This is a genomic window from Paenibacillus glacialis (assembly GCF_001637205.1).
Lineage (GTDB): Bacteria > Bacillota > Bacilli > Paenibacillales > Paenibacillaceae > Paenibacillus_AQ > Paenibacillus_AQ glacialis.
In genome coordinates this window covers 98,647-125,326 of the sequence record NZ_LVJH01000029.1, presented here as the reverse complement: position 1 = coordinate 125,326, position 26,680 = coordinate 98,647, and the positions used below count along the sequence as shown (strand labels likewise).

The window sequence follows — 26,680 nt, the reverse complement described above, 5'->3', positions numbered from 1 at the left end:
CTTCATTTCTTAATTCCCTTACAAGTATGGGTTCTCATGTTTGGCCTTTAATACATGCCAACGCCGATCGACCTCACCTTGAAAGTTCTCATAGGCCGCTTCGTTCTCTGGTTTAAGTAGATGACGTGTTTTGCCCATCCATTTCAACCATTCACGCAACTCAACTTTCTTGTTCTTATCTTCAGGATTATAGGTGATCGTCGTACATCCATGTTCGACTTCATAGAGTGGAAAGAAACAAGAATCTACTGCTTCATTCACAATTTGAGTTCCCTCATGGTCATTGGACAACCAATTCAGCGGACATGCGATAAGGATCTTTCCGTACACTAATCCTTCATTCTGAGCATAATATTGGGCTTTGGCTGCTTTCTTCACCAAATCTTGTGCGAAGGCTTCCGACCCGGTAAATACATAAGGAATATTCGTTGCTGCCATAATTTGAGCCGTATCTTTATGATGGGTCGTCTTTCCTTGTTGTTCTTTCCCAATATTCGATGTAGAAGTGCGATTTCCGATAGGTGTTGAATAAGACTGTTGAGCACCGGTGTTCATATATCCCTCATTATCATACTCAATAATGATCATCTTATGATTCCGAAGGGCTGCCCCAATGGCAGGACCCATCCCAATATCCATCCCGCCATCACCCGTTACCATCACGAACGTGAAGTCATCTTGCAGACCTAAATGATCCAGTTCTCCACGGCGTTTGCGCTCCCAGAACATTTCTACTACACCTGATAGTGTCGCAGCCCCATTCTGGAATAGATTATGGATGTAGGTAGCTTTATGAGAGGAATATGGGAATCCCGTCGTCACGACCATAGCACAACCTGTATGGTACAGAGCAATAATATCCCCTTCAATTCCTTTGAAGAATGTCTCGAGTCCTGAGAATATCCCGCACCCAGGACAAGCACCATGTCCAGGAGATAATCGCTTCGGCTTCTTCGTTAGTGAACGTAGTGGAGGAATGCGTACACTTAACTTACCTGTCACTTCATCCTTCTTAATTGTAATCAGACCTGTCTTTAAGTCTTCGAACTTCATAGGCTTAAGTATTCGCTTAGGAGCCTTATCTGCATCACCCACGGTATGACCATAATAATCAAAAGGAACTTCTACCTTACCCTTCTCAACAGCTTCAATCGCTAGTTCGAATAAATGATGTCCATCCTCAGCGTAGAATTCCTTCCCCCCGAGTCCATATATCCGACTAATCACTTGCGTAGAAGTGTTCCCATATGTGAACAGAGCAGCTTTAATCTCATTAACCATATTTCCGCCATGAGCGCCATAAGAATCGGCTCGATCTCCAACCGTTATTGCTTTGACATGTTGAAGAGCTTCGGCTATTTGTTGCTGTGGGAACGGTCGAATCATATTAGGAGCGATTGAACCCGCCTTGATCCCTTGACTACGAAGCTGATCCACCACATCTTTGATAATTTCTGACGCTGAGTTCATCAGGAATACAGCAACTTCGGCATCCTCCATGCAGTACATATCAAGCATTTCATAATGTCGACCTGTAAGTTGTTTATATTCATTTGAAATGACTTCAAATACATCTCCCGCATTATACATCGCTTGTGATTGCTGGAATTTGTTATTAATATAATCCGGTTCGTTCATATAAGGACCAACCGTTATCGGATTATCTCTATCTAACGTATTAGGGAAGCCTTCTGGCGGCTTTTCACCTACGAACTTAAGTACATCTGCGCTATGAGCGAAAGCTTGAACACGGCGTTTCTGATGCGATGTGAAGTAACCATCTGAAGCCACCATCACAGGAAGTCGTACTTTAGGATGCTCAGCAAGCTTCAATGCAATCAAATTCATATCATAGACAGATTGGGGATCACGACACATCAAGATCGGCCATCCTGTGTTCAATGCGAAATATAAATCAGAGTGATCTCCATGAATATTGAGAGGACCTGAAATGGAACGACAGACTAGATTCAATACCATCGGGAACCGAGTTCCAGATTGCACCGGCATCTGTTCTAGCATAAACATATATCCATTAGCACTAGTCGCATTAAATACGCGTCCACCCGCCGTAGAAGCCCCATAACATATCCCTGCCGAACTATGTTCCCCGTCTGACGGGATCAACTTTATATCATGTTGTCCACTTGCTTTCATGAGATCCAAATATTGTGCCACCTCAGTTGAGGGGGAGATTGGAAAATAACCCATGACATGATAGTTAATCTGATGAGCAGCGTAAGCAGCCATTTCATTCCCTGATTCATATACAGTTAACTGCTCTACTTCAGATAAAACAACTTCTGTTTCATAATTAACAGCCACTAGAGTACCCCACCTTTCACCATTGTTCTATACTAAATCAAAGACATGCTTAATCGTCTGCGCATCTGCTGCGCCCTCTACTTCAAGAACTTTAGAAAGGGCATCTGTCGGACAAGCCTCAATACACTTCAGACAGCCTTTACAATATTGGAAGTCAATCCCTTTCAAGAACATTTGAGGTCTTCCTTTTTTATCTGGTTGTTCTTCCCACACAAAACAAAAATCAGGGCATACGGTGTCACATTGAGCACAATGGATACAATCATCCAATACAAAATGAGGCATCATACCCGATCGTGAAATACTGAGATCCTTCAAAAAGCTATTACCAGGATTCGTAATGACCCCACCGATCGATTGTGTCTCATAGCCAAGCACTGGTGTATCTGCACGTATAAATTCTGGCATCGACAATCCATCCATTAAAGGGAATTCCTGTATCGTAACTTCGTTAAACCCACGTTCGAACGTGTTTATTGCAGAAGTAACACTTTGCGGATATTTGGTTCCAAGTGATTTGCGAATGACATCTTTCATGGTGTCTGGATCTAGAAAAGGGCATAATCGGAACATAGCACCTATCATCGCCATATTGACTCGGTTTTTCTCGGCCAAAGCAATCCCGGTGGCATCAATAACAGCAATTGTACCTCCGAGCATATTCATAACATCCTTTAATTGCTCAGGTGACTTCTGAGAGTTAATCAGGACTGTACTGTCTGCATAAATTCCACTGACTACGTTTACTGTCTTCGCCAGAGCTTCATGAAAAATACTAACAACATGCGGACGTTCTACTGGGGATGTATCACGAATGGGTGTATTTAAATCGCAAAAACGAATGTGCGCTTTAACAGGGGAGCCCTTCTTCTCAGAACCATAAGATGAGAAACTCACCCCATTCAGACCGGCTCCTTCAACACCAGCTTCAGCTAGCATTTTACCAGCAAGATTTGCCCCAAGACCTCCAATTGACTCTAATCGAATTTCAAAGAAACCCAGTTCATTCACTTTTGGCAGATGTACCACCGACATAACCCCTTTCAGGATATTTTTCTATAATTGTAGATGTTTTTATTTAACGAAATATCACAAATTTTAGATATGATAATAATCATACATCTCCTTAATAAGATGCCTGCGCGATACCCACGCTGTGTTATATGTCGAACCTACAACCAATTTGCCAATTCCTGCGCTTTCCCGAGAAATAATTCTAGCGTGTGGAGCACTTCTTGTATCTAATGAAACCTATACTTTTTATATTTTTAACAAAAAAACACGTCAGAGATCCTATTGGATCTTTGACGTGCTTAGGTTACATCTTATATGTCCTCTTCTTGCATATATTCAGCCATCATGGATTTCTTTAAATCCCATACCTTCTCACTAATATTCACCCGAAATATCTCTGGATTCATTTTCCGAAGATATTGTGGCCAGAAGAGATTTAGCTGTTCTTTGTGGTAGTCACGAATAGCTTCCAATACAGGAAGTACATATACTTGAATACCATCCACAAAGATAGGTTCCAACATAGGAATAGCTTCATAGTTGCGAATCGTCTTTTGTAAATACGAATGCTGCGGGTTTAACAATTTGATAGGCCCGCCTTCACGAGGTTGTTCCTCATCAGGGAAACAAATATAGTCTGCCAATGCTTTACCACTGGTGCGATCTATAATGCGATACACATCTTTCTTACCTGGCGTGGATACTTTCTCAGGATTACCGGAAATTTTGATGGTTGGTTTCATCTCCCCATCTACGTCCCGCTCAACGAGTTTGTATACCCCACCTAATGACGGTTGATCCGCCGCAGTAATAAGCTGTGTTCCGACTCCCCACGTATCAATTCTCGCTCCCTGCGCCTTTAGATTGAGAATGGTATTCTCATCCAGATCGTTTGATGCAACAATCTTAACGTTAGGTAGACCTGCCTCATCCAACATTTTACGAGCTTCAATAGATAGATAAGCCAAGTCACCACTATCTAATCGAATCGCAGCTAATTCCTTCCCAATAGAGGCTAGATATTTCCCAGTCTGAATGGCATGAGGAACACCGCTTTCGAGTGTATCGAATGTATCTACTAGTAAAGACACTTGATCCGGTAGTACTTTCGCATAGGCATCAAAAGATTCTTGCTCGCTTTCAAAACTCTGTACCCATGAATGTGCATGTGTACCTTTCGTTGGGATACCAAATTTCTTACCAGCTAGCATATTGGATGTGGCATGGAATCCCGCAATATAAGCTGCACGAGCTCCCCATACTGCAGCATCCGCCTCTTGTGCACGACGTGTACCGAATTCCAGTAACATGTCCTGACCCGCTATCTGTTTAATTCGTGATGCTTTAGTCGAAATAAGTGTCTGAAAGTTCATGAAATTAAGGATAGCCGTCTCCACTAATTGGGCTTCCATCATTCTAGCTTCTACTCGGATCAACGGTTCTCCTGGGAATACTAACGCCCCTTCTTTCATGGAATGAATCGTCCCCCGGAATTGAAACGTCCGTAATTCTTCTAGAAATCCAAGATCATAATTCTCTTCTTGCTCTGCGAGATATTGAATATCCTCTTCTGTAAACCGAAGATTCGAAATGTAATGAACAATTCGCTCCAATCCAGCAAACACTGCATAACCATTACCGAAAGGAAGCTTTCTGAAGTAAGCTTCAAATACCGCCTTACGTTCATGTGTGCCTAAGTGCCAGTGTGCATACATCATATTAATCTGATATTTATCCGTGTGTAGTGCAAGATCTTCTGTTAGCATGACGTTCTCCCCCCTTGTTATTGTGCTGTTCGTTGTTGTATTTGATGACAAAGAGTAGCGTCAATTTGAGCTTCGTATTACCTGAGCACCTAGACTCCCTGCAAAATGTTGCAACGCCCATTCATGTCCTCCAGGATTAAAGCTAGCCACAGCGTCTTCAAACACCCTAATACCATATCCCTTGTTATAAGCATCTACAGCAGTATGAAGCACACAAATATCCGTACACACGCCTATTAAATGGACCTCTGTTATCCCGCGTTCCTTGAGCATAATGTCCAGATTCGTCCCACAAAAAGCACTATATCTCGTCTTATCCATCCAATAAATAGAATCCTGATTTCTCTGATAGACATCAGCCAAATCTCCGTACAATTCTCTACCTTGTGTACCGCGGATATTATGTGGAGGGAACAGACTCGTCTCTGGGTGATAAGGATCATTTGCCTCATGAAGATCGACTGCCATGATGACGAAATCACCTTGATCTACATATGTCTGCGTGATGGACGCTACAGTCTCTTGAATGTCGATTGCAGGTTGCCCCACAGGGAGACTTCCATCCACGAAATCATTGGTGAAATCAATGACGATTAGTGCTTTCATCATTACCACTCCTCAATTAACAAATCGTTAAGCCATATTAAGGTTAGATTAAGTATAAATCGATAATAAAGGTATTTCGTCCGTAAACATATATAATTGAGCGGAACGTTGTGAATATTGATTGGAGCTAAGCTTCTTACCCATCTCATCTCTCACTTCTTCAAGGATTCCCTGTCTACTGCGAGTAGATGTGATTTTACGTATGAAATTAGGTTCCTTGAACTCTGGCACAACGGCTTGAATGACTTGATATAACTCACTTAGTGTAAAGTGCTTAGGCAGAAACTGTTTGGCGATTGTGGTCTGTAACATCTTCTGTTGAATCCTAACATAAGCGTCTCGGATAATCTCACGATGATCGAAAGCAAGCTCTAATTGTTCTAGTGCCTCATGAATTTCGAACAAACCCACTTCTTCTGCATCATCCGCAGCCTGTCGTTGCTCCAACATCCCCTCTTCCACGAGGGCAAAGAATGCATTACTGATAATCCATCCACGAGGATCTCTACCCGGTTTACTGTAGACACCTAAATATTCTAGATGACCTCCGTCCACGCCCGTTTCTTCTTTCAATTCTCTCTTAGCAGCATCATAAATGGATTCACTCTCCTGGCAAAACCCCCCAGGTAATGCCCACATGCCTGCATACGGCCAAGACTTCCGACGGATCAGCATGACCTTAAGCTCTCGAATAGGCAGAGTCTTCGTAACCGTCTTACGTTCCCGCTTCGTCAGAGTAAACATGACAATGTCAGCAGGCACACCATCTGGCGTGCGATATTTCTTAGAATTATAAGATTCTTGTTCATTCTTTTGTTCATTCATTTCATCATCACCACATAATATTCTATTTGATATTTTCATTATGATCTATTAAAAATATTTGTCAAGTGTATGACTCTGTTCTGCCACAATCATTTGTTATTTACCACTCGGAAGGTAGCCGTGGATATGCAACCTAAAGTTCCTTGACTGTCATGAATACGGGCTTCTGTTGTTAAACTCCGTCCCGCTTCATGAATAACTATCGAAGTCACCGTTAATCGTCCCTGCTTCATTGGTGATACAAAGTGTACATTCATATTCGTCGTTACGCATGCATCAACGTTTTTAGCTGCGGTAGCCACCATTCCCATGGCTTGATCCATCAGTGAAGTTAGAACTCCACCATGAACAATTCCTAGAGAATTAGTGTGGTGCTCCTTAGCATCCAATGCGATCTTCACTTCTTGTCCATTACCCGAAATAAATTCACACCCTAGAAATCCCCAAAAGGTATCCTTACCTTTAGAAATCATGCTGTCTAAACCCTGCATTGTATGTTCCCCCTATGTGTGTCGATCCTCATATTTTTACAAGTCTTGTGTAATATTATCCTTCTGCGTAATACGAGCTCCACAGGACACAAGAAGAAACGGCATTCCCATCCAATATTGGACGGTATCCGTTTCACTATGCGTACTGAGATAGAGTTGATCCGCCTTGGTTGTTACCTTATCTTTTCCTCTAATCAAGTAGAAAAGGCTTCGCCGTCCTTCTCCAAAGACGGCACCCGTTTTTAGCGGAAATATAAGAATTAGAGTATCAAGTGAAACTTATACTTTCTTATATTTCAATAAAAAGGCGCGGATAATTATCCGCAACCTTTTTTATTATTAACCGCAATTAGATGGAGGTGAATCTGTCCCCACTTCTACATTAACCTTTTCGGATACTGTATCACGGATAACAGAAATTACGAGTTGTAACAAGTAGTTTATGTCACTTTGACTCTGCTGGAATTCAACCACCACGGGGATACCGTCAATCTCGTCTTGCAAGACTTCAATCTCCGCTTCAATCTTCGCAACCATATCTTTATTTCTAAAAGATTCGAAAGCGACGATCTCCTTTTGCTTCTTCTTAATAACAGTGATCAGATCTTGTACACGCTCATGGTTACGAATCTTTTCTTCTGCTTGTTGGAATTGCTGTACTTCCTCACTACTAGATATCAGGTTCGCTAATTCCTTAGCTTTGGCCATAACGTCTTCTTGAATGACCAAATCCCGTGAATCATATGACATCATTTCATATTTATTCAATTGACCTTTACCTTGTGTCACATTGATCACCCCTTATCTTATGAATTCACAGCTACAGATTCTGTTACAATCTCACCTTTAATATACCATGTCTTAACTTCACTAATTTCAACATTTACTAACTTTCCTACTAAATCTTTACTTCCTTCAAAATGTACGAGTTTATTGCTACGTGTTCTACCTGCTAGAACCACCTCGTTGTTCTTGCTTTCTCCTTCTACCAGCACTTCCACAATCTTTCCTAGCATCTTCTCATTATTCATACGACTGTTATCTTCAATCGCTTTATTTAGACGCTGTAAACGTTCCTTCTTCACTTCTATTGGAACATTATCCTCCATGATCGCTGCAGGAGTTCCTTCGCGAGGGGAGTAGATAAAGGTATAAGCTGAATCGTAGCCTATTTCATTTACCATTGTCATTGTGTCTTCGAACTGTTCATCCGTTTCTCCAGGGAAACCAACGATAATATCGGTCGTTAACCCTACATTCGGAATCGCCGCTTTAATCTTATGAGCTAATTCCATATATCGATCGCGTGAATATTTACGACTCATTTTCTTTAGAACTTCCGTACTTCCTGATTGAACAGGTAAGTGAACATGCTCTACCAAATTGCCACCCTTAGCCAGGACACTTATCAATTGGTCATCGAAATCTCGTGGATGAGACGTTGTGAACCGAACACGTGGAATATCAATAAGACGCATATCGTCCATTAAGTCTCCGAAGCTGTATGTAATATCTGTGAAATCCTTACCATACGCATTCACATTCTGACCAAGTAACGTAACCTCTTTGAATCCTTGTCGAGCAAGGTCTCTAACCTCTGCAATAACATCTTCTGGACGGCGACTACGCTCTTTGCCGCGAGTGAATGGCACAATGCAATATGTACAGAACTTATCACAACCGTACATAATGTTTACCCATGCTTTCATACCTTCGCGTTTCTTAGGAAGGTTCTCAATAATGTCGCCTTCCTTGGACCATACATCAACAACTAACTCTTTACTGAACAGTGCTTCCTTAATTAAGAAGGGCAATCTATGGATGTTATGAGTCCCGAAGATCATATCGACGAAACCATGCTTTTGCAAAATACGATTGACCACATTCTCTTCTTGAGCCATACATCCACACACACCTAGCAGGAGACCTGGTTTCTCTGTCTTCAGATGCATAAGATGTCCAAGTTCACCGAATACTCTGTCTTCGGCATTCTCACGAATAGCACATGTGTTAAGCAGAATAATGTCTGCTACTTTACGATCTTCTGTACTACGATACCCCATCTGTTCTAATAGCCCTTTAATCGTCTCTGTATCATGCTCATTCATCTGACATCCAAAGGTATAGATAATATAGTGTTTACCTTCTCCTATGCCTCTCAGTTCGTCTGGGACGGCATTCCCGTACAACACCTGAACATCTTCTTTACCCCGTTGCTTTTCCTGTCTATGATTAGGCTCCGATATAATATTAATTTCACGGCCCTTAATCCGAATTCTCTTACCGAATTCATCCTCTGATAGAACCTTAGCATCCGAGAAATCAAAATATGTAGAGTAATCCTTAACCTTTTCGGATTTTAAGTCCGATGGTTTTTGGCTCCCTTTTGTCATAGGTTTCACTTCCTTCTATTATTCATACCATTAAATTTAATTTAGTCTCAATATGAAATTATAGCATATAAACTACGCGTATATCCATCTTACTAATGAGAGAAATCGAAATCGGAAAGTACTAATAATGACCGTTATTGTGAAAAAATAAAAAGCACTCCCACTACATCTTAGTGAAATGTGCTCCCATCCATTTATTTTATCACATTAGGTTCAAGAGGTTTTATTTCAAGCGGTTCCTTTACATTCGGTACAGCGCGTTGCTGACATTCTCGGAACGCATAATACTTGCACCCTAGGCAATGCGATTTATTTAATTGTGTTAATGCATAATCGATAGCCTTTCCTGTCTGCTCAAAAAAGTGTTCCTTCCCGATACATTCATCTAAATGTGTATTTTGAAGAACTTGGCGCGGTTGATTCTGTATTTCAGAGATCAGTACCTTACCACCCTTTTTCTCAAAATGATTCGTAATACTTGCGAAATTCGATTCCCCTGTTGAATCTAAATAAGGAACATTGTTCATTCGCAATACGAGTAATTTAGGTTCGTGCTTCATTTCATCCATAATCGATTTCTCAAATTGATCGGCAACCCCGAAGAATAAGGCGCCTTCGACAGTATAAATACTTATATAAGGACAGTTATGATGTTCACTTACCATATGTGGGGCTACCTTCTCATTTACAGCAGTGGGATCTGGTAAGACTTTGGAAACGCTCAGAAGCTCACTCATATGTTTAATAAAGATGATCGCTGACAATATTAAGCCCACTTCAACAGCCATTGTTAGGTCTGTAAATACTGTTAAAATAAATGTTGTCAATAATACCAGCGCTTCAGCTGATTTCGTCCTTAAGATATGTGTAAACTTTTTACGCTCACTCATATTCCACGCTACAACCATTAGAATAGGGGCCATACTTGCTAGCGGTATTTTGGAAGCGTACGGTGCGAATATAACGAGTACTAACAAGACAACGATCCCATGAATAATCCCAGAGATGGGTGATACGGCGCCATTCTTAATATTCGTTGCCGTTCTAGCAATGGCTCCCGTTGCAGGAATCCCTCCAAACAAGGGTGTGATCATATTAGCTATCCCTTGCCCCATAAGTTCTCTATTACTGTGATGTCTACCCCCACCCATACCATCCGCTACAACCGCAGACAACAGTGATTCAATACCACCTAGCATCGCAATAATAAACGCCGGTTTAATTAACATCCGAATGTTATCTATCGAAAAATCGGGAAAGTGTACACTAGGTAAGCTACTCGAAATGGCTCCATATGTAGAACCAATCGTTGCGACCTGATCTGAGAACAAAGTCGTTGCTACTAGCGTAGAAACTAATAACCCTACTAACGAACCTGGAACTTTAGAGAAAAACTTAGGTGTTAGAATGATCACACCGAGAGAAATCGCCGCCACTAGAACACTATATATATTCGTGTTTCCAATGTGCTTGACTAATTCCTTCATGTTCGACAGAAAATATTCGTGTTTTTCAAGATTTTGCAATCCTAGAAAGCTCGCTATTTGGCCTGTAAAGATGGTCACCGCTATTCCTGTGGTAAATCCGATCGTAACAGGACGTGGAATAAACTTGATAACCCCTCCGAGCTTAAATAGCCCCATCAAGAAAAGTAATATCCCTGCCATAAAACCAGCAATCAATAAATTCTCATACCCATACTGCATGACGATTGCAAAAATAATCGGAATAAAAGCTCCGGTAGGTCCGCCAATCTGAAATTTAGATCCCCCTATCAAGGAGATCAATATTCCTGCTATGATTGTCGTATATAATCCATACTCAGGTTTAACTCCTGATGCAATTGCAAACGCCATCCCTAATGGAATGGCGACAATGCCAACAATAAGACCTGCAACGATGTCTTTTTGCAAAGATTTTCTATTGTATCCTTTATATCTCCCAGTAAAAGAAAACTTCATCCCCAACCCCACTATCGATATATTTGATTATTTGAATATATATAAAATAATATATCCTGAAATGGTTAGTGTCAATTTAGCAGGACATCGAAAATCAAAGCAAAAAAGAAGCAAATCGATGTGATTCAATCGAAATGCTTCTTTTATTAGGTTTTACTGATTTTTTATATTTTCTAACATTGAAATAGCGTCAACAAGGTGATTATCAAAGATTTGTTTGGTTACACTGAGCAATTCCTTAATTAGAGGATCCCTCAAGGAGTATATAACTGAAGTTCCATCCTTTACACCATAAACAACGTTTTTACTTCTCAATACAGAGAGTTGTTGTGAAACAGCAGATCCCTCACTGCCTAATAACGTCTGTATCTCGTTCACGTTCTTATCACCATCTACCAAAGCCTCGAGAATTTTTATGCGTAGGGGATGTGCTAGAGCCTTGAAAAAGTCAGATTTAAAATGTTGTATATCTTGATACATAACCTTCTCTCCCCAAATGTTCAATAATTTGAATATATAAATATATTAACATAAAAAAAGCAGGAGATCGAATCTCCCGCTTCCACGTACTCATTTATTTATAATAAAATAATACGCTAATCGTTCTTTCAGCTAGTCAATAATCTCAGCTGTATCTCCTGTTTTAGCGCCTGAAGCATTCGCTTCATCTGTATCGATATGCATGTCTAATGCGAAAGAATCAGATACACGTGCTACCACGTTCTCAAGAATTAATCCGCGTTCTCCACCAAGACGAACTTTCAACAATTGTTTATCTTGGATTCCCCAAGCTTGTGCATCAGAAGTATGGAAATGGATGTGACGAGCCGCAACGATTACGCCTTCTTCAATGGTAACTTCACCAGCAGGTCCTTTAATCGTAATCCCTGGTGTACCGTCAATACTACCTGATTCACGAACAGGTGCCTTAACACCGATCGCAAAAGAGTCTGTACGAGATATTTCTAATTGTGAGGCTGGACGTGCAGGCCCCAATATTCTTACTTTATCAAATTGACCTTTAGATCCGATCACCGCAACGGTTTCATTCGCTGCAAATTGTCCAGGTTGGGACAATGGTTTGAACTCCGTCAATTGGTACCCTTGACCAAATAAAACCTCAATGTGTTCTTGTGTAAGGTGAATATGTCTAGCCGATACACCTACAGGTACAGATTTACTCATGAAATTCCACTCCTTAAGTTTTCTCTAGTATTCTCTATATGCCAACATCAACATCTATTATACAACCTTTTTGTTCAAAATAAAAAGGCATCCCACAGTATTAGGCTACCTCATTCGACATTATTTGAGTTCTGTTACATGATTGCCATATTGTTTACTTATAAAGTCAATTTATTCAACCCTTTAATTATTGATTGCCAACTTACTTGGTAGATTTGTCTCCAAATAAGTTAATGCATTCCCAGACAACCATGAGTTCACTTGCTTTTCCGAATAATATTGTAGCAATACTTCCGCCAATTTCGGGTACTTCCCTGGATGCTCTAAATCTTCAATCCAAGACTCAATCCCATCGAAATCAGAACCGAACATCAGGTGTTTCTCAGCTCCAAGTTCACACATATGTTCAATATGTGGTACTAGATCATGGGGAGTTGTTACGCGCACACCCGCCTTAACAAACAGTGGTACAAAGGTTAGGCCAATTCTACCATCTATTGCTACAATCGCTTGAATTTGTTTATCACTCAAATTTCGAGCATGTGAACATATGGCATAAGCATTCGAATGTGATGCAATAAACGGCCTCTTGGTCATCTCTACTAGTTCCCAGAACCCTTCTTGAGACAAATGGGATACATCCAACAACATCCCTATATCATTACACAATTCAATAAGTTGTCTTCCTTTCTTTGTGAATCCACCATTTCTTGGCTCAAGCACACCGTCCGCAGCCCAATTCGCATAATTCCACGTTAATCCCAAGAATCGTACGCCTAACTCATACGCCGTCCTCACATTAAACATATTACCCTCTAGCCCATCTGCACCCTCAATCGACAACATGCCCCAAGGTTTCCCATTGCCAAACTGATTGACCTCATCTTTCCAACGGAGCCATTCTACACCATCTCCGCTAGGGATGACTCGATTACGAAATATATCAATGCCGTTCAATATATATTCAAATCGAGGTTGCCCCCACTTCTCTGACAAATAAATAGCGAAACACTGAAGTATTACCCCGCCTTGGTGTAATCGTTCATACGTGACGTCTAGTCTATTGTCATTTAAAAAAGACATCGTGGTATTTTCCGTCATTTTACAGAGCACATCACAATGAAAATCCACCACACGTCTCATGTATGCTTCAACTCCCTTAGCATGATATAGCCATGCAAGAAGAAACGTCTAAACCATCCCTTAAGGGCCGGCTTACCGTCTCTTCGGAATTATAAGATGTTGCGTTTCCAGTGAAACTTCTACTTGCTTATATTTCAAAAAAACCTGTTACCTTGGTCAAAGATAAAATTTACCCTATGGGTAAGTTCAACCTTTTGTGAAAGTAAACAGGTATACACATATGAATAACGCTTTTCATCTAGGCTCTACGATTAATTTAATCGCCGTACGATCTTCCCCATCAATCACAATATCCGTAAAAGCTGGAATACAGATTAAATCGACTCCGCTAGGTGCAACAAATCCCCGGGCAATAGCTACCGCTTTTACTGCTTGGTTCAAAGCACCGGCTCCAATCGCTTGCAATTCAGCAACGCCGCGTTCACGAAGAACACCAGCAAGCGCTCCGGCAACCGAATTAGGATTGGACTTAGCTGAAACTTTTAATACATCCATAGGTTGATCCTCCCCTGGGAATGATGATGGTTCACATCCACATACTAGATGTTATTTACGGAGAGGAGAAAAAATACCTTTTTTTTGTTATTCCATAATCCATTCGTCTTCTTCTAAGCGAATTTTCTCTATTTTTGTAGCTTTACCAGTAGCTTCATCGATTTGTACAAATACACCATGGAAGTGCCATTTCCCTGTATCTACAACGAAACGTACCGGTAATTGCGTCTCAAACTTATGAATGACAGCTTCTCTTTCCATACCTAGAGCACCGTCCCTAGGTCCTACCATACCTGCATCCGTTAAATATGCCGTACCATTTGGTAAAATTCGATCATCATTACTCTGAACATGAGTATGTGTTCCCACGACAAGAGATACACGTCCATCTAAATGCCAACCCATACATATTTTCTCGGAAGTCGCCTCTGCATGAAAATCAACCAAGATGCACTTATGTTTCTTACGTAATTCTTCGACAATTTCATCACTTTTACGAAACGGACAGTCACTCGGAGGAAGAAAAGTGCGCCCTTGTAAATTTACGATTGCAAGCTCCTTACCATTAGCTTTGATAACCGTATGCCCACGTCCTGGAGTCCCTGGTGGGAAGTTAGCTGGACGAATCATTCGTGGTTCGTCATCAATAAATTCAAATATATCTCTATTATCCCACGTATGATTACCCATGGTAATTCCATGGACACCCCAATTATAGAAATCATTCGCTATGGACTCTGTAATTCCTCGACCAGCAGCTGAATTCTCACCATTTGCAATTATGATGTGTGGGTTATATTTCGATTTCAAAACGGGCAACATAGCTTTAAGTGCTTTTCTTCCAACTTCTCCAACAATATCTCCAATAAATAAAACGTTAATTTCCGTTCTCCTCCTTCAATATAAACAATATGAAAAGTGGCCCCAATGTGGCCACTTTTCATATTTAGCATTATTTAGCGTACTCAACCGCACGAGTTTCTCGAATGACCGTTACTTTAATATGTCCTGGATAATCCAGTTCATTCTCAATCATCTTCGTAATGTCACGTGCTAAGCGGAACGATTCAACATCATCGATCTTCTCAGGATGTACCATGACGCGAACTTCACGTCCTGCTTGGATGGCAAAGGATTTCTCCACACCTTCAAATGACTCAGCGATCGATTCCAACTTCTCAAGGCGCTTAATGTAAGTCTCCAATGTCTCTCTGCGTGCTCCCGGTCTTGCAGCTGACAAAGCATCCGCCGCGCCGACCAACATAGCAATGACCGAAGTTGCTTCGACATCTCCATGGTGGGAAGCGATACTATTAAGAACTACTGGATGTTCCTTATATTTCTTCGCTAGTTCCACGCCAATTTCAACGTGTGATCCTTCCACTTCATGATCCAGCGCTTTACCGATGTCATGCAATAATCCTGCACGTTTTGCAAGTACAATATCTTCTCCAAGCTCTCCTGCCATTAGTCCTGTTAGATAAGCGACCTCCATAGAGTGCTTCAGAACATTCTGACCATAGCTTGTACGGAATTTCAAACGACCCATGATCTTAATTAGATCAGGATGTAATCCATGTACACCTACCTCAAAGGTAGCTTGTTCACCATACTCACGTATCCGTTCATCCACTTCTTTACGAGACTTCTCGACCATTTCCTCAATACGTGCTGGGTGAATTCGACCATCAGCAACCAATTTCTCTAAGGCCGTGCGAGCAATTTCCCGACGAATTGGATCAAATCCTGACAGAATAACAGCTTCCGGCGTATCATCGATAATAAGGTCAATTCCTGTAAGGGTTTCAAGAGCACGAATATTCCGGCCTTCACGTCCGATAATTCGTCCTTTCATCTCCTCATTCGGAAGTGTCACGACGGACACTGTCGTTTCAGCAACGTGATCGGCTGCACAGCGTTGAATAGCCAACGTAATAATTTCACGTGATTTCTTATCTGCTTCTTCCTTCGCTTGGCTCTCAATGTCTTTAATCATTTGTGCAGTCTCATGACGAACTTCTTGTTCTACATTAGTTAAGATAATACTCTTAGCATCCTCAGTAGACAAATTCGAAATTCGCTCTAACTCAGTTAACTGGCTCTTATAAATCGTATCAATTTGTTGCTGGGTTTCTTCAATTCGTTTCTCTTTGTTAGCCACTTGTTCTTCTTTACGTTCTAATGCTTCCATTTTTTTATCCAGCGACTCTTCTTTTTGCAGCAATCTACGTTCTTGCCGTTGAATTTCATTCCGGCGCTCACGAGTGTCTTTTTCAGCCTCGGACCGAATTCTATGGACTTCATCCTTAGCTTCTAGTACCGTTTCTTTCTTCACTGCTTCTGCTTCCTTCTTCGCGCTCTCCACGATTTGGACGGCAGCTTCTTCAGCACTGGAAATCTTAGCTTCTGCAATAGATTTGCGAATAAAATAACCGGCGAACCCAAAGATTACGGCTACGAAGAGAACGATCAAGATCCAAATCCATGGTTCCATCCTGTCCACCTCCTCGTTTGTTCCTCCAAGGAATCCTTGGAATTTTTCTACAGTTGTCATTCATTTACTTACTCATCATACTACAAATCAGTTATCAATACAGATAATTTGTACACATTCACATGTGTAATGTCCGCCAACCACTGGCAATAAATTCATTCATAGGAATAGCTCGACAAAATCTTTCATAAGTAAGAACCTCTTTTGGAAGGAAAAAGATTCTCTATACGAATATAGATTCTATTTCATTTTAGTATTTGTGAAAAGATATTGTCAAGGGAATCGCTCTTAATCTCATGTTTTCTTAACTATTCACACTCAAAATCGTCGTCATCTATATCCTGCAGATCATCTTCTTGAATGACTTGGTTCAACACTTGTCTAACTTGCTCGCCAGAGAAACCGCGTCGCATGAGGTAAGAACCTGTCTTTCTTTTCTTATCTAACAATTCACCTTTAGACTGATTCCACTTCTTTCTACCGATAATAAGCGCACTCTGATATTCCTGATCTGGGCTCACCCCATCTAGTGCTTCCGTGATCAGTAATTTATCTACACCCTTTTGCCTTAGTTCTTGTCTTACCCATGCTTTACCCTTACGTTGACTCGTGATTCGCTGTTCTGCCCACTGCTGAGCATATATCGCATCATTAACTAAACCCTCGCGGCTTAAGCGCGCTAGCACGTCTTCAATGACGTCCTGCGAGGTCTCCTTCTCTAGGAGTCTAATCTGAATTTCTTTACGAGTACGTGACTTTCTCTCTAAATATTTAAGTGCTTGAACATACCCCTTTTGTTTCTCATCAGCCAGTACAATTTCTTCTAATTCATGTTTCCAGAATACATTTCCGCTAATCATTCTGTACTTAATCATGATATCCTCGTGAACCGACAGAACATATTGTCCAAAGGATACTAGATACCGATATTTTTGCTTGGGTTCACGTTCCACCCCCGTAATGACCAATTCCTGATCTTGGGGAAAATAGGAAACAGCGCTCAATTCCTGCTCTTGAAGATCATCGTTCCATGCGTCCATAATTGTATTTCCTCACTTTCCCCCAAAGAATATGTACAAGACAAAGGACGCCCATTGTAATCCGCATACGGGCGCCCTTCATATAATGAATAATCGATTGCGATTGTTACAAGTCTATTCCATTTCAAGCAATTCTTGCTCTTCCAACTCGTCTTCCTTTTGCTCTGAAGCGCTTGGAGGAGTAACTGTATTCGTCAAATTGCTAGCTTCCCGAATTTTGTTCTCAATGACATCTGAAATTGCAGAATGATCTTTCAAGAATTGCTTCGCATTCTCTCTACCTTGACCTAAGCGTTCACCTTCATAAGAGTACCAGGCACCGCTCTTGTTCACGATATCCAGATCCGTACCGATATCTACGATACTTCCCTCTTTCGAAATCCCCATACCATACATCATATCAACGTCAGCCTGTTTGAAAGGTGGCGCCACTTTGTTCTTCACGACTTTAATCTTCGTACGGTTACCTACGATGTCGTTACCATTCTTAATACTTTCAACTCTACGAACATCCAATCGGATGGTAGAATAGAACTTCAATGCTCGTCCACCAGGCGTAGTCTCTGGGTTACCGAACATAACTCCGATCTTCTCACGAAGCTGATTGATAAAGATTGCAGTAGTCTTAGATTTGCTAACTGCACCTGAAAGCTTACGTAAAGCTTGGGACATCAGGCGAGCTTGTAAACCGACATGGGAATCTCCCATCTCGCCTTCAATCTCTGCCTTTGGTACCAAGGCTGCAACAGAGTCAACTACAATAATATCCACTGCACCACTGCGTACGAGTGCTTCAGCAATTTCTAATGCTTGTTCACCAGTATCAGGTTGCGATAGTAGAAGTTCGTCAATATTAACACCTAGATTACTAGCATATTTAGGGTCAAGCGCATGCTCAGCATCAATAAATGCTGCTGTTCCGCCAGCCTTCTGCGCCTCAGCAATAGCATGTAAAGCTACGGTTGTCTTACCGGAAGACTCAGGACCGTATATTTCAATGATACGACCTCTTGGAAATCCACCTACACCCAATGCAATATCCAATGCCAAAGATCCACTGGAAGTAACTTCCACTTGCATGTTGTTCGATTCACCGAGCTTCATTATGGAACCCTTACCAAATTGTTTCTCTATTTGACGAAGCGCTACATCCAGCGCTGCACGACGATCTGACAATAGACTCACATCCTTCAATATTTATAATATAATGATACCTTGTTTCGAAACGTTTGCCAAGCATTTTTTCGAACATACATTCGTTTTTTTGAACAATCTATTCCCCTTTCCCTTTTGTCACGGGTCTATAGGACAGAAAAAGAACCGTAGCAAAATATCTATTTCGCTACGGTTCTTCCGTATAATATTAGTATACTACGATTGATATTGATCCTTCAACTATCGTGTTTGCAGCTTATCGCTCTGCATGATTGTACGCCATAATCGGTACAAGAGGCTTTTAACCGTACGGACCCGAATCGTCTCTCGATTGCCTATTAAGTTAAGCTCGAACACTTCCGTTTTCTTATCCCGCTCCGCAATGGCAATATATACAAGTCCGACTGGCTTTCGCTCGGAATAAGCCGGCCCAGCAACCCCAGTAATAGCCAACCCAAAGTCAGTATCTGTAATCATTCTTACTTGTTCTGCAAGCACTTGTGCAACTTCCGCACTCACAGCTCCTGGAGCATCGTCTCCCTCAAGGAGGTCATGAGGTACGTTCAGTAACTTTTCTTTCATCTGATTGGAATAGCATACGATACCACCTTCGAATACAGTCGCACTTCCTGGTACTGATGTAATTCTTTCCATCAATAGACCACCAGTACAGCTTTCTGCTGCACTCAAAGTCATGCCCTGATCAGTCATGAGATCAACAATGGCTTTCTCTATCGTTATATCTCCATTAGCATACATATGTTCAGAAAGTAGTGACTGAATCTGTTTCTCTAACTCATGGAGCTTATTCATCGCTTCTTGTTCACTAGGCGCCTTCGTTGATATCCGAACCGTGACTTCACCCTCTTTAGCATAAGGAGCAATGGTTGGATCACTCTGATTCTGGATTAAATCTAACAACCGGTCCTCAAGCAGAGATTCTCCAATACCAGCAAACTTTAACATCTTAGAATAAATCGGCATTTCATCCGTAAGTGCATGCTGCAACAGCCATGGCTTAGCCTGTTCTTGGAACATAGGAGCCATTTCTTTAGGTGGTCCAGGTAGAATAATATAATATTTCCCCTCATGTGAAAGTGCATTACCTACGGCAAGACCTGTTGCATTCGCAAGGGGTGTACTCCCATCAATTACTAAAGCTTGACGCCGATTATTCTCGGTCATATGCACGTCACGCTTCGCAAAGAACTTTGCTACATGATCCATAGCAAGGCGATCTATATGTAATTTTCTTCCCAATAAGGCTGCAAGAGCATCCTTTGTTAAGTCATCTTGTGTCGGGCCAATACCACCTGTCAATAAAACGATATCTGCGCGCTGACTCGCCAATTGGATGGACTCCTGAAGCCTTGTCATATTGTCACCAACGACGCTCTGGAAATAAACATCAATTCCCAGTGTAGCTAATTCTACTGACAAAAATTGAGCATTTGTATTCACAATCTGTCCCAACAACAATTCTGTTCCTACTGCAATGATCTCTGCCTTCATAATTAAAAACCTCCACTTCATATTAAATCAAGTAAAGCTTAATCGCCCTCTTTAGAGGAGATCGACATGTTTTACGAAACTAGTTATGTTACGCCTAACTTTTAGGTATTCGCTATTTCGAAAGAAAAGACAATAGGAAAATATCCTACTGCCCCATTTAAAACACTTAATATATCCAAATGTTAACTTCTAGATAAATTCAACAATGTTTTATTCTTAATAAAATAATCAATCCCAGAGTATAACGTAATCAGGCCCGCAGCCCAAGTGGCTATGATATCAAACGGAATATTGAGGAACACGAATGGAAAGTTGTTAATAAGCATAGCAATTATCGCTACAATCTGTATAACTGTTTTGACTTTCCCCCAACTACTAGCGGCAACTACCTTACCATCAAGCAATGCAATCTGCCGTAGCCCTGTTACAGCGAACTCCCGACTAATAATAACAATTGCAATCCAACTGTCGCATTTACCCATTTCTACCAGAGAAATAAGAATCGCAGCTACCAGTAACTTGTCCGCCAACGGATCCAGCAATTTCCCTAAATTTGTTACCATATTATTCTTACGTGCAAGATAACCATCAATACCATCCGTACTAGCCGCGATAATGAAAATAATTACAGCGATCAGCTGGTTGTAAGGCAATTGATAAGAATGCCACACGATCGGGTTAGGATAAAAGTTGAAATCAACCAACAAAAATACCATCATAACAGGAATTAGAAATATTCTAGCTATCGTAATACGATTGGGTAAATTCACAGGACAACCTCCCTGTGTATTAACTTTGAATCCACCAAAAGTTTCTCGCAAATTAATGTCATAATCTGGACTCTCTCTGTCATTTCCCATGCTCCCCCAATGATATAACCCATTATTCCCTAATAATCTTTATAAGTATAATATATGGGTTAAACAGTGTCAAAAAGGCACCTATCCAACATAACCGATCTGTTATTTACATAACGGATTGTCAAGCTAAGTAACGCTTAGCTTGACAATCCGTTATGTTAACATCTATTACTTGGCGTTCGTAAACTGAAGATCCAAGGAGAGTTCTGCTTTGCGCAAGAGCTGCATGATCGCTTGTAAATCATTTTTACTTTTACCGGTCACACGAATTTGATCGCCTTGAATCTGACTCTTCACTTTTAGTTTAGAATCGCGAATCAGTACATTGATCTTTTTAGCATTATCTTGATCAATTCCTTGTTTCAAGGTTAATTTCTGTCTCACAGTTCCCAAAGAAGCTGGTTCAATTTTACCGTATTCTACATTTTTTAAGGTTAAACCTCGTTTGACCATCTTTGATTGTAGAATATCAATAACCGCATTTAGTTTAAATTCATCATCCGAAATAATGACAAGAGCATCTTTGTCCAACTTTAGACTACTCTTACTCCCTTTGAAATCAAATCTTGTTTCAATTTCTTTCTCTGCTTGGGTGATGGCATTATTCATTTCATTTAAATCAAATTTGGATACGATATCAAAAGAACTTTCTGAACTCATCATTCCACGTCCTCTCTACTGACTATCTGTCATAATATATGATTCTTTCAATGAAGTCTATGTCCAACAAAAAAGGCACTCCTTGAGAACATGTCTCATTACAGGAATACCTTTTTTGAAGCATCCAAGTTATCGGGACCTAGAAGGTTGTCGAAACATATCTAAAATCCCAAGTATAATATGTGCGATTCCAAAGCCTAAAATACCGTAACCCCACGCGCTTGGCGTTAGATAATAACCAAGAAGACTAACTATAACACCTAATCCAGTCGCAATCCAACTTACTGTCATATCGAGCACCTGCTCATCGAAGAAATATAAGACTAAGACTCATACCTTCTGAATCTGATCTTATTATTTCCAGCACAAGTGATGACTATTCAACTGAATCTGTGTTTGTGTTAGTATCCGTATTTGTTTCTGTGTTCGTTGGGTCAGACTCCTGATTCGTAGTCCCACGTTGAAGTAGAATATTTGATGTTGACTTTCCATCCGTAACAATCTGTCCTGCAACCGTAATCGTAGTAGCTGGAGAGTATCCTGATTTAATAAACAACCCTTGACTATCCATTTCATATTTCAACGTTTCTCCGTCAGAGGTATTACCAAAATAAAGTTTTTCCCCTTTAGTATTGGAGCCTCTGTAAATCTCAACCCAACTCTTACCTGTCGCTTTAATCTCCACTACGATGGGCGTTGTATCCGTTCCTGACACATTAAAAATCGTTTTCTTACCACTCTTACCAGCCTCAGTCACAGTAACTGGCTGTTCTACAGGTGGCTCTTCTACTGGAGGTTCTTCTACTGGAGGTTCTACAGTTTCATCTGTCCCGCCATTGGTATCTGGTGTATTCGTTACATCTCCACCATTATCCGTTGGCTCCTTAGGATCCTGTATATTTCCCGTTATTTTCTGTCCAGAATCCACGGTTTTATCCCCCGGCTTCTCATCCAGTGAAGATACATATAAATAAATAACAACAATGATCAGTATAGGAAAGGTCCACATTAATACCGTAGACAACCATTTCACATTGCGCTCCGTTGGCGGTCGATTACTCGAACGTTTCTGAATAACTGGTTCCATAGTCTCTTCTGGCTGAGATAAAGACACTTCCTTGTGCCCTTCTAGTAGCTCATCTGGATTAAGACCTACTGTCTCAGCATAAGTCTTGATAAATGCTCGAACATAGAAATTTCCTGGGAGAACTTTATAGTCACCTGCCTCGATGGCTTCTAAATATCTCTTGCGGATTTTCGTCATTTCCTGTACATCATCAAGGCTCATTCCCTTTTCGAGTCTGGCCTCCCTTAATTGCTGACCTAGTTCAGACATACCATCACCTCCTGTTTCTTATAATTTTATGGAATTAGAGTTCATAAATCTTCCGTATAAGCATTCGTAAATGAATCATATACAATTTCTTCATCTGGCGTGTTTCTGAGTTCAATAATGATATCGAAATCATCGAAGGAGTATTCCGACTCCTGAACAAAAATATCCGGGTGTTCAATCACTTTAGTACTAGGCATATTCATGATATCCTGCAATAAATTATAGTGTTTCTCACTGGATCTTATTGTACTAACAATCCCGTCAATAATAAAAACATGGTTTGGATTCATTTCATCCTCAGACAGCTGACTTCGGATGGTTTGACGAAGCAACGTTGAAGATACGAACGTCCAGCGTTTCATTGCACATACACTACCCGCTATAATGGACTCCGTTTTACCTACACGCGGCATTCCTCTTAACCCAACGACATGGTTACCTTCTCTTTTAAATATTTCACCAAGAAAATCGACAAGTAAACCTAATTCATCTCGCGTAAACCGAAACGTTTTACGATCATCTGAATCTCTGTCTATATACCTTCCATGACGTACCGCCAATTTATCGACAAGTTTTGGAGGTCGCAATGCAGAAATAGTGATATTATCTACTTTTTTCAACATAGCTCCCATGAGTTCAATCTTCTCTTCATCATCCGTCTCAAGTAGCATGCCTCGAGTTTCGCCCTCTACACCATTTATGGTTAGTATATTGACTTCCAACATCCCAAGTAAAGAGGCAATGTCTCCCAGTAACCCTGGTCTGTTTTTATGTATCTTATATTCCATATACCACTGTTTCGTCTGTTTCGACTCCATTTTAACACCTCACCTAACACGTTTCCCGTATTCTCGACAAAACATGCCCCGATCCCATCTTGGAAGAGGCACTATCTACATCGAGCTATTTATGGGTCATGTTAATGATATATAAAATAAATATGAAAGGCAAGGTCATCTCTGTAATGATTGTAGAAAAGCCCCCATATGGGAGCTTTTCTCATGGAATTATGCATTTTTCTTGGCTAATTTCACCATCAAACGTGCAAGGGTCTGCCGTTCTTCTTGATTTCCAACTTCCCACAATTCCTTGAGGGTTCGATTGGAAGGATTCTGCGGATCGACTTTTTCATCTAGGAAATCGCCGATTTCGTAAGCCAACTTGGAGATGGTATCTTCACTCATCCCCATTTTTTCAGCTTGCACTACGCGTTCACCCAAGAACTTTTTCCATGTATCAAAATTTCTGAGTACTGTTGATGACATATTAAATCCTCCTTAGCTATGACGCATGAGATTTAAAATCAACAGTTGTAATATGACCCGATTCCGTCTTCATTATTCGTATTAAAGCTGGAAGCATTTGTCTTAAGTGATCCATCCGCCGTTAGGACTAATCACTTGCCCATTAATATAGCCCGATTCCGAAAGTGCGAGAAAATATACAAGAGACGATATTTCGTCAGGGCGAGCTAGTCTTCCTGCTGGTATTTCATCTTCAAGCATACGAATTTCATCTTCTTGTAAATGGTTCATCATCGATGTATCGACTGCACCAGGAGCGACAGCATTAACCGTAATTCCAGAAGGGGCTAGTTCCTTCGCCAAGGCTTTCGTAAAGGCGTTGACGCCTCCCTTACTCGTGGAGTACAGAACTTCACAAGAAGCACCTGAAATCCCCCATACGGATGAAATGTTAATAATCCGCCCATACCGTTGCGAAACCATAAAAGGCATAAAAACCTGTGTACATAAGAACATGCCTTTAAGATTGATCGACATCACATCATCCCATATTTCTTCCGTTACATCTGAGAGCATCCCGTAATGCGATATTCCAGCATTATTTACCAGAATATCCGGCATCATGCCATGACTTTGGAGTTTATCACGCATTCTACATATTTGTTCTCGATCCTTCAAGTCTGCCGTTATAGTTAGAACCTTAGCGCCATGGGACATACACCGACGTGCCACTTCATTAGCCTCTTCATGGGACTTTCCATAATGAATAACGACATTCATACCTACTAATGCAAAACGCTCCGCTATAGCTGCTCCAATGCCTCTACTGGCTCCTGTGATCAGAACCGTCGTTTCCCCGATTGGCTTAGTCCAATCTCTCCCCGCCTCATTGTTCAAGGGTTTACCACAACCGATACCGCAACCTGACTCCAGTCAATGTGCTCTTGCAAACAATCATTTACATCTTTTAGAGTGATGGATTCATACACTTGTAAAACGGAGAAGAAGTCGCTTCCACGAAATTGATACTTGGTAAACTCATGTGCGATATTCTCAGGTGAATTCAGCATACGTAAGTACCCGCCCATTTTCTTTTTGCGTGAGCGTTCGAAATTAGATTCCTTAAAGCCTGCCTTAACCATTAAATCCACTTCTTCCTGAATTCTTTGGAGCAGTACATCGGGATCTCTTGTATCTCCACCAATAATAGAAAAGGCATAATGAGGTGAACTGTTATATTCATATCCGAAGCTGTCCGAGATGAGATCTTCATCATAGAGCTTTTGATACAACGGAGTACTCGAACCAAATAGTAAATCAAGCATAAGCTTGGTCGTTAGATCCCGCTTCAATAGTTCCTCACCAACGAATCCCACTTTTTTCTCTTTAAAACCAAATAAACACTTAGGCATGGAGACGGTTAGTTTCTTTACACGTTTTTCCTCTGCTACTTCCATTTGTTCTTGTTCAAAGAAACGTTCTATCTCACCTTGTGGTTCATATGATTTCTTCGCTTGATTATTTCTCACCAGTTCAAATACTTCCTCAGGCTTAACCCCACCCACTACAAATAAAAGCATATTACTTGGATGGTAAAAAGCGTTATAACAAGAATATAATGTCTCTTTCGTAATTGTGCTGATGGACTCCACTGTACCTGCAATATCAATATGAACAGGATGAACTTTGTACATCGCTTCAATTAAGCCAAAATAAACACGCCAATCCGCATTATCCTCATACATTCCAATTTCCTGACCAATAATACCTTTTTCTTTATCCACATTCTGATCTGTGAAATAAGGATTTTGCACAAAATTAATCAATGTCTCCAAATTATCTTCAATATTCTCAGTAGCAGAGAACAGATACACCGTCTGGTCAAAGCTCGTAAATGCATTCGCAGAGGCGCCTTGCGAAGCAAACGTTGCAAAGATATCTCCCTGAGGTTCCTCAAACATTTTATGCTCCAAGAAATGAGCAATCCCATCAGGAACAACTACTTCATTCTGACCCTCTACACGAAAGTGGTTATCGACAGATCCATATTTCGTAGCAAAAGTAGCGTAGGTCTTATTGAATCCCGGTTTCGGGAGAACATACACATGAAGGCCATTATCCATGACTTCGTAATAAAGCGTTTCTTGTAAATTATCATATTGTACACTTTGCATC

At 40.9% G+C, this 26,680-nt stretch carries 27 protein-coding genes; all 27 read right to left on the bottom strand.

All coding sequences use genetic code 11. The annotated features are described in order from the left end of the window. Positions 1–18 precede the first annotated feature (18 nt). The 27 genes from PGLA_RS16570 to yfmH all read right to left on the bottom strand — a co-directional run bounded on the left by PGLA_RS16570 (position 19) and on the right by yfmH (position 26,679). Positions 19–2,325, bottom strand: a complete 2,307-nt coding sequence (locus tag PGLA_RS16570) for a thiamine pyrophosphate-dependent enzyme (RefSeq protein ID WP_068534785.1) — start codon at positions 2,323–2,325, stop codon at positions 19–21. A gap of 27 nt (positions 2,326–2,352) precedes the next feature. Further along, entirely contained in the window at positions 2,353–3,354 is a 1,002-nt protein-coding gene (locus PGLA_RS16565; protein ID WP_211269566.1) for a 2-oxoacid:acceptor oxidoreductase family protein, read from the bottom strand. A gap of 296 nt (positions 3,355–3,650) precedes the next feature. Then, a complete protein-coding gene (locus PGLA_RS16560; protein ID WP_068534779.1) occupies positions 3,651–5,105 on the bottom strand; it encodes a nicotinate phosphoribosyltransferase in 1,455 nt (484 codons plus the stop codon). Positions 5,106–5,165: 60 nt separating this feature from the next. Continuing rightward, positions 5,166–5,711, bottom strand: a complete 546-nt coding sequence (locus PGLA_RS16555) for a cysteine hydrolase family protein (RefSeq protein WP_068534776.1) — start codon at positions 5,709–5,711, stop codon at positions 5,166–5,168. A 48-nt stretch (positions 5,712–5,759) separates the two neighbouring features. Beyond that, complete coding sequence (locus tag PGLA_RS16550; RefSeq protein ID WP_068534773.1) at positions 5,760–6,536, bottom strand: NUDIX domain-containing protein; 777 nt, start codon at positions 6,534–6,536, stop codon at positions 5,760–5,762. Between the two features lie 89 nt (positions 6,537–6,625). Then, complete coding sequence (locus PGLA_RS16545; RefSeq protein WP_068534771.1) at positions 6,626–7,027, bottom strand: PaaI family thioesterase; 402 nt, start codon at positions 7,025–7,027, stop codon at positions 6,626–6,628. A gap of 36 nt (positions 7,028–7,063) precedes the next feature. Next, the gene (locus PGLA_RS28110) at positions 7,064–7,225 is read right to left on the bottom strand and encodes a hypothetical protein (RefSeq protein ID WP_161487935.1); all 162 of its coding nucleotides are present in this window, start codon (positions 7,223–7,225) and stop codon (positions 7,064–7,066) included. A gap of 141 nt (positions 7,226–7,366) precedes the next feature. Then, positions 7,367–7,780, bottom strand: coding sequence for a YlbF/YmcA family competence regulator (locus tag PGLA_RS16540; RefSeq protein ID WP_068535100.1), 414 nt, complete (start codon positions 7,778–7,780; stop codon positions 7,367–7,369). Positions 7,781–7,833: 53 nt separating this feature from the next. Then, the gene (gene miaB, locus PGLA_RS16535) at positions 7,834–9,420 is read right to left on the bottom strand and encodes a tRNA (N6-isopentenyl adenosine(37)-C2)-methylthiotransferase MiaB (RefSeq protein ID WP_068534769.1); all 1,587 of its coding nucleotides are present in this window, start codon (positions 9,418–9,420) and stop codon (positions 7,834–7,836) included. Between the two features lie 194 nt (positions 9,421–9,614). Next, a complete protein-coding gene (locus tag PGLA_RS16530) occupies positions 9,615–11,381 on the bottom strand; it encodes a SulP family inorganic anion transporter (RefSeq protein ID WP_068534766.1) in 1,767 nt (588 codons plus the stop codon). 153 nt (positions 11,382–11,534) lie between these two features. Continuing rightward, positions 11,535–11,861 (bottom strand): ArsR/SmtB family transcription factor, encoded by a 327-nt coding sequence (locus PGLA_RS16525; RefSeq protein ID WP_068534763.1) that lies wholly within the window; start codon positions 11,859–11,861, stop codon positions 11,535–11,537. Between the two features lie 132 nt (positions 11,862–11,993). Then, on the bottom strand, positions 11,994–12,566 hold the full coding sequence (pduL, locus tag PGLA_RS16520) for a phosphate propanoyltransferase (RefSeq protein WP_068534760.1): 573 nt from the start codon (positions 12,564–12,566) through the stop codon (positions 11,994–11,996). A gap of 183 nt (positions 12,567–12,749) precedes the next feature. Next, positions 12,750–13,709 carry a dipeptidase gene (locus PGLA_RS16515; RefSeq protein WP_068534757.1) on the bottom strand — a complete coding sequence of 320 codons (960 nt, stop codon included), beginning with the start codon at positions 13,707–13,709 and terminating at the stop codon, positions 12,750–12,752. 234 nt (positions 13,710–13,943) lie between these two features. After that, the gene (locus PGLA_RS16510) at positions 13,944–14,204 is read right to left on the bottom strand and encodes a stage V sporulation protein S (RefSeq protein WP_068534754.1); all 261 of its coding nucleotides are present in this window, start codon (positions 14,202–14,204) and stop codon (positions 13,944–13,946) included. Positions 14,205–14,291: 87 nt separating this feature from the next. Continuing rightward, positions 14,292–15,086 (bottom strand): TIGR00282 family metallophosphoesterase, encoded by a 795-nt coding sequence (locus PGLA_RS16505; protein WP_068534750.1) that lies wholly within the window; start codon positions 15,084–15,086, stop codon positions 14,292–14,294. Positions 15,087–15,156: 70 nt separating this feature from the next. Next, positions 15,157–16,698, bottom strand: a complete 1,542-nt coding sequence (gene rny, locus PGLA_RS16500; protein ID WP_068534747.1) for a ribonuclease Y — start codon at positions 16,696–16,698, stop codon at positions 15,157–15,159. Positions 16,699–17,006: 308 nt separating this feature from the next. Further along, positions 17,007–17,738, bottom strand: a complete 732-nt coding sequence (locus tag PGLA_RS16495) for a regulatory protein RecX (protein ID WP_068534744.1) — start codon at positions 17,736–17,738, stop codon at positions 17,007–17,009. Between the two features lie 114 nt (positions 17,739–17,852). Next, positions 17,853–18,914 (bottom strand): recombinase RecA, encoded by a 1,062-nt coding sequence (recA, locus tag PGLA_RS16490; RefSeq protein WP_068534741.1) that lies wholly within the window; start codon positions 18,912–18,914, stop codon positions 17,853–17,855. Between the two features lie 219 nt (positions 18,915–19,133). Then, the gene (locus PGLA_RS16485) at positions 19,134–20,405 is read right to left on the bottom strand and encodes a competence/damage-inducible protein A (protein WP_068534734.1); all 1,272 of its coding nucleotides are present in this window, start codon (positions 20,403–20,405) and stop codon (positions 19,134–19,136) included. Positions 20,406–20,587: 182 nt separating this feature from the next. Further along, entirely contained in the window at positions 20,588–21,175 is a 588-nt protein-coding gene (pgsA, locus tag PGLA_RS16480) for a CDP-diacylglycerol--glycerol-3-phosphate 3-phosphatidyltransferase (protein ID WP_068535097.1), read from the bottom strand. Positions 21,176–21,433: 258 nt separating this feature from the next. Beyond that, positions 21,434–21,925, bottom strand: a complete 492-nt coding sequence (locus PGLA_RS16475) for a YajQ family cyclic di-GMP-binding protein (RefSeq protein WP_068535093.1) — start codon at positions 21,923–21,925, stop codon at positions 21,434–21,436. Positions 21,926–22,054: 129 nt separating this feature from the next. Beyond that, complete coding sequence (locus PGLA_RS28400; protein ID WP_169810201.1) at positions 22,055–22,216, bottom strand: hypothetical protein; 162 nt, start codon at positions 22,214–22,216, stop codon at positions 22,055–22,057. 85 nt (positions 22,217–22,301) lie between these two features. Continuing rightward, positions 22,302–23,261, bottom strand: a complete 960-nt coding sequence (locus tag PGLA_RS16470; protein WP_068534732.1) for a helix-turn-helix domain-containing protein — start codon at positions 23,259–23,261, stop codon at positions 22,302–22,304. Between the two features lie 41 nt (positions 23,262–23,302). Next, entirely contained in the window at positions 23,303–24,079 is a 777-nt protein-coding gene (locus PGLA_RS16465; protein WP_068534730.1) for a DUF3388 domain-containing protein, read from the bottom strand. Positions 24,080–24,268: 189 nt separating this feature from the next. Beyond that, entirely contained in the window at positions 24,269–24,526 is a 258-nt protein-coding gene (locus tag PGLA_RS16460; protein ID WP_068534727.1) for a DUF3243 domain-containing protein, read from the bottom strand. Positions 24,527–24,628: 102 nt separating this feature from the next. Beyond that, on the bottom strand, positions 24,629–25,402 hold the full coding sequence (ymfI, locus tag PGLA_RS16455; protein ID WP_068534720.1) for an elongation factor P 5-aminopentanone reductase: 774 nt from the start codon (positions 25,400–25,402) through the stop codon (positions 24,629–24,631). Beyond that, on the bottom strand, positions 25,399–26,679 hold the full coding sequence (gene yfmH / locus PGLA_RS16450; protein WP_068534717.1) for an EF-P 5-aminopentanol modification-associated protein YfmH: 1,281 nt from the start codon (positions 26,677–26,679) through the stop codon (positions 25,399–25,401). The genes ymfI and yfmH overlap by 4 nt, the downstream gene beginning before the upstream one ends. Position 26,680 lies beyond the last annotated feature (1 nt).